The sequence below is a fragment of the Conexibacter woesei Iso977N genome, assembly GCF_000424625.1.
Classification (GTDB): domain Bacteria; phylum Actinomycetota; class Thermoleophilia; order Solirubrobacterales; family Solirubrobacteraceae; genus Baekduia; species Baekduia woesei_A.
In genome coordinates this window covers 715,565-727,620 of sequence record NZ_AUKG01000001.1, presented here as the reverse complement: position 1 = coordinate 727,620, position 12,056 = coordinate 715,565, and the positions used below count along the sequence as shown (strand labels likewise).

The window sequence follows — 12,056 nt, the reverse complement described above, 5'->3', positions numbered from 1 at the left end:
AACGGTAGCCCGTCGCGTGCCGCGGCGCCCTGCGACGGCTACTGCCCGCGCCGGGCCAACATGTAGGGGACGGTGCGCAGCAGGATCTTCAGGTCGCCGAACAGGCTCCACGTGGTCACGTAGAGGTAGTCGATCTTGACCATCTCGTGCATCGGCACCCGCGCCGAGCCCATGATCTGCCAGTGCCCCGTCATGCCCGGCGTGAGCGCGAGGCGGCGGCGGTCGTAGCCGGTGATCGTCTCGTCCTCGCTGGCGATCAGCGGTCGCGGGCCGACCATCGACATCTCGCCGCGCAGCACGTTCAGCAGCTGCGGCAGCTCGTCCAGGGACGTCTTGCGCAGGATCCGCCCGACGCGCGTGACGCGCGGGTCGTCGGCGATCTTGAACAGGCCCCTGGCCTCGTTGTCGAGCTCCAGCCCGGCCTTCTGCGCCTCGGCGTCGGCGTCCATCGTGCGCAGCTTGAAGATCCGGAACGACCTGCCGTGGCGGCCGATGCGCTCCTGGCGGAAGAAGACCGGGCCCGGCGAGTCGAGCTTGATCGCCAGCGCGGCCAGCAGCAGGAACGGCCCGACGACCATCAGCCCGGCGATCGCGCCGGCCAGGTCGAACAGGCGCTTGATCAGCCCCGACGACCGCGCCAGCGCGAACTCGCGGACGCCGAGCAGCGTCATGCCGCCGAGGTCGTCGAAGACGACCGAGTGGCCGACGACGTCGAAGACGTGCGGGACGATCGAGATGCGGACGCCGAGCGCCTTCGTGGCGCGGATGACGTCGAGCGTGACCTGCGGGTTGGTCTGGCTCGGGACGACCAGGATGCGGTCCGCCCGGACCGAGCGGATCGCGTCGGCGAGCGTGTCCTCGTCGACCGGGCGCTCCTCGACCGAGAGGTCCGAGACGCGGCGCAGCGACATGCGGCCGACGAGCCTGGCGTTGATCGCGCCCATCTCGAGCTTGTGGTCGATGCGCGCGTAGCTGTCGGCGTCGCCGATCATCAGCAGGCGCTCGGCCGGGACGCGGCGCGCGGCGACGATGCGCGCGATGTGGCGGAACGTCAGCCCGAACGTGAACAGCGCGGCCCACAGGACCAGCGCCTGGAGCTTGCCCATCGGCGCGCCGAGCAGCGGCTCGTCGGCGAGCCACACGATCAGCGTGTAGAACGTCGCGAGCTGGAAGAGGGTGGGCGCCTCGTCGAGCGTCGTCTTGCGCACCAGCAGCGGATCGCGGTCGTAGAGGCCGCGCAGCTTGGACGCGACGACCGCCAGCGGCAGGCCGAGCAGCACGCCGACCTGGACGTGCCCGCCCCCGCCCAGCGACGCGCACAGCACGAGCGCCGTCAGCGCCGACAGGGCGTCGGCGATGGCGAGGCGATAGCGGTACCGGCGATCCCGGTCGACGATCCCCGGATGGAGCTCCGGCGCCTCGGCGATCAGCGGGGCATGGTGGCGCAGCCGGGCGATGCGGCGCAGGGCTCCGGCGCCGCGCTCCGCAGATGCTGTTGCTCGCACGTGGGTCGTCTTCCGTAACAGATGGGCGCTGGACCTGATTCGCCCCGTCCCTTCCCTGGACGGGGCTGCCTGACGGTACTAGGGGCAACGCTGCATTTCCAGGTCCATTGGGCCCGTTCGGCCCCGACCATTCGTCCACTCAAGCCCTCCCCATAAAGCGCTGAGTGGCGTGGTGCTACATCCCCCGCCTGGCCAACATGTAGGGGATGGTGCGCGTGAGGATCTTGACGTCCTCGAACAGCGACCACGTCGTCACGTACACGTAGTCGAGCTTGACCATCTCGTGCATCGGGACGCGCGAGGAGCCCATGATCTGCCAGTGGCCGGTCATGCCCGGCGTCAGGCGCAGGCGGCGGCGGTCGTAGCCGGTGATCGTCTTGTCCTCGCTGTAGATCAGCGGGCGCGGGCCGACCAGCGACATCTCGCCGCGCAGCACGTTGAGCAGCTGCGGCAGCTCGTCCAGCGACGTCTTGCGCAGGATCCGCCCGACGCGCGTGACACGCGGGTCCTCGGCGATCTTGAACAGCCCGACCGCCTCGTTGAGCGCGTGCAGCTCGTCCTTCTGAGCCTCGGCGTCGGCGACCATCGAGCGGAACTTGTAGATCCGGAACGGCCGGCCGTCGCGGCCGATCCGCTCCTGGCGGAACAGGATCGGGCCGGGCGAGCCGAGCTTGACGAGCAGCGCGACGACGGCCAGCACGGGGGCGACCAGCAGCAGTCCGAGCGTCGCGCCGATCAGGTCGAAGGCGCGCTTGACCAGCTGCGAGGAGCGTCCCAGGGCGAACTCGCGCACGCCCATGATCGTCATGCCGCCGAGGTCGTCGAAGACCACCGACTGACCGACGACGTCGAAGACGTGCGGCAGGATGCTGACGCGGACGCCGAGCGCCTTGGTCGCGCGGATGACGTCGAGCGTGACCTGCGGGTTGGTCTGGCTCGGGACGACCAGGATCCGGTGCGCGTGGAGCCCGCGGATCATCGCCGCCAGCGTGCGCTCGTCGACCGGGCGCTCGTCGGCCGTGACGTCGGAGACGCGCTGCAGCGACATCCGGCCCACCAGCTTGGCGTGCGCACGTGACGCCGCCTCCAGCTTGGCCTCGATGCGCGCGTAGGACGCCGCGTCGCCGATGACCAGCAGCCGCTCCTCCTCGACCGCGCGCGCCGCCATCGAGCGCGCCACACGGCGGAAGACGAGCCCCAGGACGAACAGCGCGGCCAGCAGGATCACGGCCTGGCCCTTGTCGAGCGGGCCGTTGAGCAGCACGCCGTCGAGCATCCAGACCGCGAGCGTGTAGAGCGCCGACAGCTGGAACAGCGCGGGCGCCTCGTCGAGCGTCGTCTTGTGGATGACCAGCTCGTCGCGGTCGTAGAGGCCGCTGAGCTTGCAGGCGATGACGACGAGCGGCAGCCCCCAGAGCACGTTGAGGCTGAGCTGGTCGGCGCCGAAGACGTTGGCGCACAGCAGCAGCGCGACGAGCGCCGACAGGCAATCGGCCAGCGCGAGGCTGCGCCGGTAACGCCGGTCGCGGCGCATCACGTCTGGGTTGACGGTGGGGGACTCCTCGATGACCGGCGGCGTGGCACGCAAGCCGGTGATGCGCAGGAGCGAGGCGGGGCTCGTTTCGGGCATGCGAAGCGGGACTCGCACGAGTTGGTCTCCGGGGGGATTGGAGTTGTGGTTGATGCTGCTCGATCCGCCTGCCGGAGCTTCCTGCTCTGCGTTGGCCCCGCAAGGGCGGATGCGCGACGGTCCCTTCCATGGGGGTGCCGCGTTGCTGCACTTCAAGCTAGCGCGTCACAAGGGGCCGTCTCTTGTAGGTAATGGCCCACGACGCTTCGACTACCGGTCCAGTGTCTTCTCGCAGACCGGTCCGTTGCAAGTCTGAGACCACCCGATCAGGTGGACTTGAACGCGCCAGGAGTTTTACTGAGCGGTGAGCTTCAGCATGAGGGTCGCGACGTCGTCGGTCCCGGTGACCTCGATGCGGGGCGTCGTCAGCGGCGCGCCGTCGAACCTGGCGCTCCCCGGCTCGCACGTCAGCGCGATCGTGAAGCCGCACGCGCCGGCGACGCGGGCGACGGTTGCGTCGAGGTCGCCGAATGGGTAGGCGAGCGACGTGGACGCGCGGCCGAGCTCGCGGCCGAGCGTGGCGCGGGAGCGCAGGAGGTCGTCGGCGACCTCGGCGGGCGACAGCGCCGACAACGGCGGGTGCGCCGCGGTGTGCGAGCCGATCTCGGCCCCCTGGGCTGCCAGGCGGCGCAGCGTGTCCCAGCCCATCAGCTCGAGGCGCTCGCCGCGGTGCGCGTCCCACGCGTTGTGGTCGCCGACGCGGTCGGTGACCGCGAAGATCGTGGCCGACAACCCGTACTTGCGCAGCAGCGGCCAGGCGTGGTCGGGGAAGTCCTCGTAGCCGTCGTCGAAGCTCAGGACGATCGGGCGGCCGAGCAGCGGGCGACGCGTGCGCATCGCCTCGCCGAGCGCCTCGGTCGAGACGCTGTAGTAGCCCTGCGCGCGGAGGTGCGCGAGGTGCGCCTCGAACTGCTCAGGGTGGATGCGCCACTGGAGGTTCATGTCCGATCCCTCCGGCGCGACGCGGTGGTACATCAGCACCGGCACGCGGTCGGCCGGCGCGCGGAACGTCACCTCCGGCGGCGGGCCGCCCGCGCGCAGCATCTCGGCGACCGGCGCGGGCAGCTCGTCGGGCAGCGCCGCGCGCTCGCGGCGGACGCGGCGCGGCAGGCGCGCGGCCAGGGCGCCGGCGGGCCGGACCCAGCGCTGGACGACGTAGGCGTCGGTGACGACCTCGGCCTCCAGGCGCAGGAACGAGTCCTGCAGCTCGCGCGTGATCGACGCGGCGCCGAACGGCAGGCCCCAGGCGAAGCCGCGGTCGTCGTCGACCAGCAGGCGCGCGTGCGCGGTCACCAGCACGCCGCCCTCGGCGACCGCCGCGGCGAGCTGGCCGACGGCGAAGCGCAGGCGCTCGACCGTCCCGGCGTAGTACAGGACCTCGCTGCAGACGACCAGCTCGGCGGCCTGCCTGGGCAGCGCGTCGGCGAACAGGTCGTGGCGGGCGAACGTGATGTTGGTGGCCTCGGCCGCGGCGGCGCGGGCGCGCGCGTGCTCCAGCGCGAACGGCGAGACGTCGAGCGCCGTCACCGCGCCGGCGCGCTCGGCCAGCCGGACGGTGAAGCGCCCGCCGGCGCTGCCGAGCTCCAGCGCCCGCGCGACGTGCTCCGGCGCGAGCGCCAGCGTGCGGTCGTACTTCTGGCGCTCGTAGGCGTTGTCGTAGGACCACGGGTCGTCGGTGCGCGCGAACAGCGCGTCGAACTCCTCGGGGCTGGAGCCCTCGGGCGCCGCGCCCGGCCGCTCGGCCTCGGCGACCGGCGCGTGGCCGTCCTGCAGGCCGGGGTCAACGACGACGACGGCGCCGTCGCCGGGCCGCGCCGGGCGCTCGTCGTAGGCCGCCAGCCGCGCGGCCGCCTCCGCCGCCGTGGCGGGCAGGACCGCGCGCCGCGCGAGCGGGCCCGCGACGGTCCCCGCGGGCGCGACGCCGACGCGCAGCAGCGCGGGCGGCACACCGGCGCCCGCCGTGGCGGCGGCCGCCGCGACGCGGGTGCGCAGCGTGGCGCCCGGCGCGCCCGTGCGGCCGACGAGCCCGGCCCGCACCGCCGCGACGCACAGCTCGAAGCCGCACTGCCAGACGATCGCGACGCGCAGCGCGTGCGCGGTGCGCGGGCGGTCCTCGCCGACGTAGACCGTCCCGAGCGGCGCGCCGCCGCAGCGGACCGGGACGGCCAGCGCACCGGGCGGCAGCGGCCCGGGCAGCGGCGCCGCGACCTCGACGCCGGCGGCGAGGTCGAGCGGCCCGGCGGTCGTCTCCGCCGGCTCGGCGACGGCCCACTCGTCGTCGTAGAAGCCCTCCGACGCCACGCCGTCGAGGCCCCACAGCTCCTGCTGGAACAGCTCCCAGATGCGTGCGCCGGCCTCGGCGCCGCCGTCGCCGTCCTGGCCGAGGTGGCGCGCCAGCAGGTCCCAGCCGAGCTGGTCGGCGACCGCGTCGGCGAGGTGCCAGGCATGCGCGACCGGGCCGAAGACCGGCAGCTCCAGCTCGCCCGCGAGCGCGCCGCCGGCCCGGACCCGGCAGATCAGGCGCTGCACGCCGTCCTCGAGCGCCACGTCGGCCAGCGGCGCGCCGACCTCGACGTCGAGCAGCTGCGCGTCGCCGAGGCGCAGCGCGCCGGCGTCGTCGCCGACCGCGGCGAGGATCGCGCGGTCGAAGCTCTTGCGCGCGCGCCGGGCGAACAGCGGCTCGCCCGCGATCTGCTCGAAGCGCAGCAGCAGCGCGTCGACGCGCTCCCACAGCTCCGGCTCGAACGACGCCCAGTCGCCGATCAGCTGCGTGCGGCCGAGCGGGACGGCGCCCGCGACCGTCGCGCCGATCGCCGCGGGGTCGGTGAGCTTCGGGCGCAGGCCGTCGACGATCGACAGCACCGCCTCGGGATCGCCGCCGCGTCCGAGCACGAGCCCGGCGCAGTAGGCGGCCATGCCGAGCTGGGCGAGCGGCACCATCCGCGGGTCGGCGCCGTCGCGCAGCTCCGGGACCGGGTGCGCGACGCGCGGGTCGGCGCGGTGGCCGCGGTCGATGACCTCCAGCCCGTCGGTCAGCATCCGCACGCCGTCGTTGGACGCCGACTGCGGGCGCAGCCGGTAGATCGCGACGCGCCGGGGGACCTCGACGGCCCTCAGCCCGCCGCGCGCCAGGCGCTGCCACAGGTCCCAGTCCTCGCACGTGATCAGCGACTCGTCGAAGCCGGCCGCGGCGAGGATCAGCTCGCGCCGCGTGACGCACGCGTGGATCGCGAACGAGCAGGTCGAGGAGAACGAGCGGAAGAGGTCGTCGGCGGGGACGTCGCGGACCTCGTCGAACAGGCGCCCGTCGGGCAGCAGCCGCGCCCAGCCGCCGTAGACCATGTCCAGCGCGGGGTCGCGCTCGACCTCGGCGAAGTACCAGGAGAACGCCTCGGGCACGAGCAGGTCGTCGGCGTCCAGGAACCAGATCCACGGGTACCGCGCCTCGCGCACGCCGCGGTTGCGCGTCGCCGAGACGCCCTGGTTCTCCCTCGGGACGAAGCGCACGCGCGGGTCGGCGGCCGCCAGCTCCTGCGCCACGCGGGCCGTCTCGTCCCTGGAGCCGTCGTCGACGACGACTGCTTCCCACGTCCCGCCGTGGGGCACTTGCGCCTGCAGCGAGGCGATGGTCTCGGCCAGCGTCTCCGCCGCGTTGAACGCAGGGATCACCACCGAGACGTCCAAAGGAGTCCTGCCCGTCACGCCCATGTACGCCTGCATGCTCCAACATCCCGCCGATGCACCGCCCCGACGGTAGGGCGCCGGCCGCCATCGGCGTTGCGGTGATCGACGCGGACAGGCCACTGGAGCACTTCGACTTCACCACCGCCGAGCGCTGGAACGTGCTCGTCCTGGCGGGCGGCGTGCCGGTCGCGCGGGTCGAGCTGGCCAGCCCCGGGGCGACCTCGGGGCCGGAGCTCGCGCGCGCCGCGATCCTGCGCCACGCCGACCGCGCGCTCGAGCGCCGGCGCCTGGACGCGTCGCTGCGCGAGCGGCTGGGCGTCAAGCCGCCGCGGCCCGCGCCGGTGACGGTCACGGTCGTCGTCTGCACCCACGGCCGCCCGGCGCACCTGCCCAACGCGCTGGCCGGGATCGCCGCGCTGGACCCGGCGCCGGCCGACGTCGTGATCGTCGACAACGCGCCCGGCGCCAACGACTGCCGCGCGCTGGTCGAGGGCCACGGCTTCCGCTACGTGCGCGAGGACGCCAAGGGCCTCGACAACGCGCGCAACGCCGGGCTGCGCGCCGCGCGCGGGCAGGTGATCGCGTTCATGGACGACGACGTGATCCCGTCGCCGCAGTGGCTGGCCGGCGTCGACGCGCTGTTCGCCGACCCGCTCGTCGCCTGCGTGACGGGCCCAGCGTTCCCCTACACCTTGGCCGACCCCGCGCAGGCGCGGATGGAGCGCCAGGCGTCGCTGACGCGCGGGCTGGAGCGCCGCCGCTGGGACTGGACGGTGCTCTCGCCCGTCCACGGCGGTCAGGTCGGCGTCGGCGCCAACATGCTGCTGCGGGCGAGCGCGGTCGCCGAGCTGGGCGAGGTCCTGTTCCCGCCCGAGCTGGACGCGGGCACCGCCACCGAGTCCGGCGGCGACACGTACGCCTTCGGGCGGCTGCTGGCCGCGGGCCGGCGGCTGGTCTACGACCCGGCGACCTTCGTCTTCCACGTCCACCGCGCCGAGGCCGACGCGCTGGAGCGCGCGGTCCGCGGCTACGGGACCGGCATGGCCGCGTCGTTGTTGAAGAACCTGCTCGAGCACGGCGAGCTGGAGGTCCCGCGCGCCGGCTTCTGGTTCGTGCGCCAGCTGTTCGACACGACCAAGCGCTACATGTTGGGACGCGGCGACGAGCTGGAGCTGCGGATCGCGTGGCTGTACCTGCGCGGCGCGTTCGACGGGCCGGCGCGGCTGCTGCGCGCCAAGCGCGCGGCACCGTCCGCGGGGCCGATCGTGCCGCCCGGCGCCATCGCCGCGGCCGCGCCGGTGGCCACCCCGGCCGCCGCCGCCGCGGCGCCGCGGCTCACAGTCGTCGTCCCGACCGTCGGGCGCCGGGAGGCGCTGGCGCGCAACCTCGCCGCGCTCGCCGGCCAGGACGCGCCGGCCGGCAGCTTCGCGGTCCTGGTCGTCGACGACGCGCCCGGCGCGCCGACCGACGTCGCCGCGCTCGCGCCCGCCGGCATGCACCTGGCCGTCCTGCGCACCGCAGGCGCCGGTGCCGCGAAGGCGCGCAACGCGGGCGCGCGGGCCGCCGACACCGAGCTGGTGCTGTTCGTCGACGACGACGTCGTCCCGGAGCCGGGCCTGGTCGCCGGCCACCTCGCGGCCCACGACGCGGGCGCGCCCGACGTCGTCTTCGGCCCCTACCCGCCGCGCCTGCGCGAGCGGACGCTCGCCGCGTCCGGCGCCGAGCCGTGGTGGGTCGACCACACCGACGAGATCATGCGCACCGGCCACCTGCGCTTCACCGACGTGCTGAGCGGCAACACGTCGGTACGCCGCGAGCGCTTCGTCGCGCGCGGCGGCTTCCCGGAGGCGATGGCGACCTGGCGCCGCGAGGACTGGGCCTGGGGCCTGCAGCTGCAGGAGGAGGGCGCGGTGCTGGCCGTCGCGCCGGGCGCGCGCGCCTGGCACGAGTACCGGCTGTCGGCCGTCCAGCGCCTCAACGCCGCCTACGGCGAGGGCCGCGGCGACGCGCTGCTGACCGCGCGCTGGCCGGCCGCGGTCGCCGGCCTCGACGCCCACAAGACGCGCCTGCCCGACGCGCGGCGCCGCCCGCTGCGGCTGGCGACCACCGCGGCGCTGGCGTCGGCCCGCGGCCGCGCGGCGACGGGCGCGCTGCTCGCGGTCCTGGAGGCGGCGCACCTGCGCCAGTCGTGGTCGGTCCTGCACCGCCGCGCGCAGCGCGCGGCCTACGCGACCGGCCTGCGCCACGGTGGCTTCCCGGGCGTGCAGGGCGCGCTGGCCGACGTCGTCGGCACCGTCGAGGTCGACCTGCTCGCCGGCGCGCCGATCCCGGTCCCGGACGTGCCGGGCGCGCCGCTGGCCCGGGTCCGGGCGGGCGCGCTGACCCAGGACGTCGTCCCGCCCGAGGGCCACTGGGGCGACATGTTGGTCAAGGAGATCGGCGACCACCTGGAGTGGCCGCTGTGGCGCGCCGCGCTGCCGCGCCCGCCGCAGGCCGCGCCCCCCGCCGACCCGGCGCGCGTCGCGTTCGTCACCGCCTCGCCGGTCGCGGCGGCCGCCGCGCGCGCGGCCGGGCTGCGCGTCGTGGAGACCGCCGACGCCTGGGCCGCCGCCGCGGCGCTGCTGGATGCGGGCGACGAGGAGCTGGTCGGCGTCCTGCTCGGCGACGTCACGCCGACGCGGGCGTGGCTGGACGCGACGCTGCTGGCCTTCGACGGCGACCGCGTCGCGGCCGTCGTCGGCGAGGCGCTGGAGCCCGAGGACCCCGAGCCGCCGATCGGCCTGCACGACCGCGACCCGCGACGGCTGCCGTTCCTGCGCGTCGACACACGGTTCGCCTACATCATCCTGCGCGCCGAGACCGCGCGGGCCGCGGGCGGGATCCGGCCCGCGCAGCAGCGCCTCGGCGCCGCCGCGCCGCTGCTGTGGACGCTGGAGCGGCTGCTGCACGACGGCCACGTGATCGCCGAGCGCGCCGCGCCCGAGCTGGGTGCCGGGACCGCCACCGGCGCCCTGCGTCCCGGCCTCGACGCGGGCGCCACGCGCCGCACCGGCCTGCGCCTCGCCGCCGGTCAGGCGCGCGCCGAGGGCGGGGGCGCGGGCGCGCTGCTGGCGTTGCGCGCCGCGGTCACCGGCGCCAACGCGACGCGGATGTCGCTCAAGCGCCGGCTGCGCTCAGCTCGCGGCTGAGGCGTCGCCGCGCCCGGCCGCGCGCGCCGGGGCCCAGCGCCGCGGCGCGACGTAGACGCCCCTGACGCCGCGGTCGGACTCGACCTCGAAGCGGTGGACGTTCCAGTGGTAGTCGTAGCCGTACTCCCAGCCCGGCTCGTAGACCCCGACGTCGACCGCGTAGTCGCCGCTGGTGAGGTCGACCGGGTCGAACGCGACGCGCAGCGTGACGCCGTCCTCGTCGACGACGAGGTCCGGGCCCAGCTCCTCCGACGACGTCTCGAAGCACATCACCTGGTCCTCCAGGCGCGTGACGCCGACGGTCACGACCGCCGGCGTCGGGCCGCGGTGCGAGCGGATCGTCAGCTCGACGTTGAGCGCGCCGCCGTCGTGCAGCAGGGCGGTCGGCCGCCCGTCGGCGCCGGTCAGCTGCACCTCGTCGATCGTCAGCTCCTGGCTGCCGAAGCGGTTCTCGCCGAGCCTGAGCAGCGCGTCGTCGTCCTCGTCGCCCGCCGGCGTGACCGCCAGCGTGTCGAGCCGCATGCCGTCGCGGTAGGCCTCGACGACCTCGTCGGCGGCGCCCGCCGCGCGGACCTTGCCCTTCTGCAGCCAGATCGCCTCGTCGCAGGACTCCTCGACCTCGTCGAGGTTGTGCGAGGCGAACACGACGGTCGCGCCGCCCTGGCGCAGCTCCTGGATCCGGGCCATGCACTTGGCCTGGAAGCGCGCGTCGCCGACCGCGATCACCTCGTCGAGGATCAGCGCCGGCGGCTGCAGCTGGGCGACGACGCCGAACGCCAGCCGCAGCTTCATGCCCTCCGAGTAGGTGCGCATCGGCTGGTCGGCGAACTCCTCCAGCTCGGCGAACTCGATCACCGACCCGAGCACACGGCGCGCCTGCGCGGAGCTCATCCCGGCGATCAGCGCCGCGGTGTAGGCGTTCTCGCTGCCGGTCAGCTCGAGGTCGAGCGTGTCGCCCAGCGACAGCACCGACGCCGTCCCCTCCGGGACGACGATCTCGCCGCGCGTCGCGCGCCCGAGGCCGGAGGCGAGGCGCAACATGGTGGACTTGCCCGCGCCGTTGGCGCCGACGATCCCCATCATCCGCCCCTGCCCGACGCGCATCGTGACGTCCTGCAGCGCCCAGCGCTGCTCGCGCCTGCGCAGTGCCTCGGGCAGCCGCCGCGTCAGGATCGTCCGGCTCGTCCGCGCGCCCGCGCCGGTCCAGCGCGGGTAGGACTTCCAGACGCCCTCGAAGGTCAGCGCGTGGTGCTCGCTCACAGGTTGTCCACCAGCCCGGGGCGCATGCGCTCGAACCCGTACCAGCCGGCCACCGCGAGCACCGCCGCCAGCGCGACCGTGCCCACGATGTGCGCGACGCTCGGATACGGCAGGCCGAGCAGCAGCGCCCGGTCAAGATCGAGCAACGTGGTCATCGGGTTCAACTGCAGCAGCCACTCGTACTGCTCCGGGATCCTGTGCAGGCTGTAGAACACCGGGGTGAGGTAGAAGAGGACCATCAACCCCAGCGCCACCAGGTTCGGGACGTCGCGCACGTACACCGAGGCCGGCGCCAACAGCCACGCGAGGCCGATCATCAGGACCAGCTGGACCCCGAGGACGAGCGGGAACAGGAACGCGGTGGCGTGCAGCTCGCCGCTGACGATCAGCATCAGGAGCAGGACCGGCGCGGCCATCAGGACGTCGACGAACGGGACCACCACCGCCACCACCGGCAAAACGGCCGCCGGCAACCGCGGCTGGAAGACGAGGTGCCGTTGGTCGATGAGCGAGGTAGAGGCCGCCGAAAGCCCCGTGCTGAAGGCGTTCCAGGCCACCAGGCCGCTGAACACGTACACCGGGAAGTCGGGTATGCCCAGGTCGAGCACCGAGGAGAAGACGAAGACGAGCACCGCCAGCTGCGCCAGCTGGCGCGCGAGCGGCCACGCCCAGCCGAGCACGGTGAACCGGTGCGCGGAGGACAGCTCGCGCTTGACGAGGTGGAGGACGAGCTCCGGGTGGCGCAGCCCCAGCCGGCCGCCGGTCGTTCTGGGGATGGCGAGATCCATG

6 protein-coding genes are annotated in these 12,056 nt (G+C 74.5%); 1 reads left to right on the top strand and 5 read right to left on the bottom strand.

The genetic code is table 11. The annotated features are described in order from the left end of the window. Positions 1-38: 38 nt before the first annotated feature. The 3 genes from H030_RS36240 to H030_RS36230 all read right to left on the bottom strand — a co-directional run bounded on the left by H030_RS36240 (position 39) and on the right by H030_RS36230 (position 6,855). Positions 39-1,505, bottom strand: a complete 1,467-nt coding sequence (locus H030_RS36240; protein WP_051221603.1) for an exopolysaccharide biosynthesis polyprenyl glycosylphosphotransferase — start codon at positions 1,503-1,505, stop codon at positions 39-41. A gap of 175 nt (positions 1,506-1,680) precedes the next feature. Then, a complete protein-coding gene (locus H030_RS36235; protein WP_051221601.1) occupies positions 1,681-3,135 on the bottom strand; it encodes a sugar transferase in 1,455 nt (484 codons plus the stop codon). Positions 3,136-3,429: 294 nt separating this feature from the next. Continuing rightward, entirely contained in the window at positions 3,430-6,855 is a 3,426-nt protein-coding gene (locus tag H030_RS36230) for a trifunctional glycosyltransferase/class I SAM-dependent methyltransferase/polysaccharide deacetylase (protein ID WP_081690476.1), read from the bottom strand. Between the two features lie 17 nt (positions 6,856-6,872). On the opposite strand from H030_RS36230, the gene H030_RS40380 reads away from it, so the two are divergent. Next, positions 6,873-10,007, top strand: coding sequence for a glycosyltransferase (locus H030_RS40380; RefSeq protein WP_051221598.1), 3,135 nt, complete (start codon positions 6,873-6,875; stop codon positions 10,005-10,007). On the opposite strand, the gene H030_RS0103525 is transcribed toward H030_RS40380, so the two are convergent. After that, positions 9,993-11,267: an ABC transporter ATP-binding protein gene (locus H030_RS0103525; RefSeq protein WP_027005110.1), complete on the bottom strand. Its 1,275-nt coding sequence runs from the start codon at positions 11,265-11,267 to the stop codon at positions 9,993-9,995. The genes H030_RS40380 and H030_RS0103525 overlap by 15 nt on opposite strands. Then, the gene (locus H030_RS0103520) at positions 11,264-12,055 is read right to left on the bottom strand and encodes an ABC transporter permease (protein WP_196808975.1); all 792 of its coding nucleotides are present in this window, start codon (positions 12,053-12,055) and stop codon (positions 11,264-11,266) included. Before H030_RS0103520 ends, H030_RS0103525 begins: the two co-directional genes overlap by 4 nt. Position 12,056 lies beyond the last annotated feature (1 nt).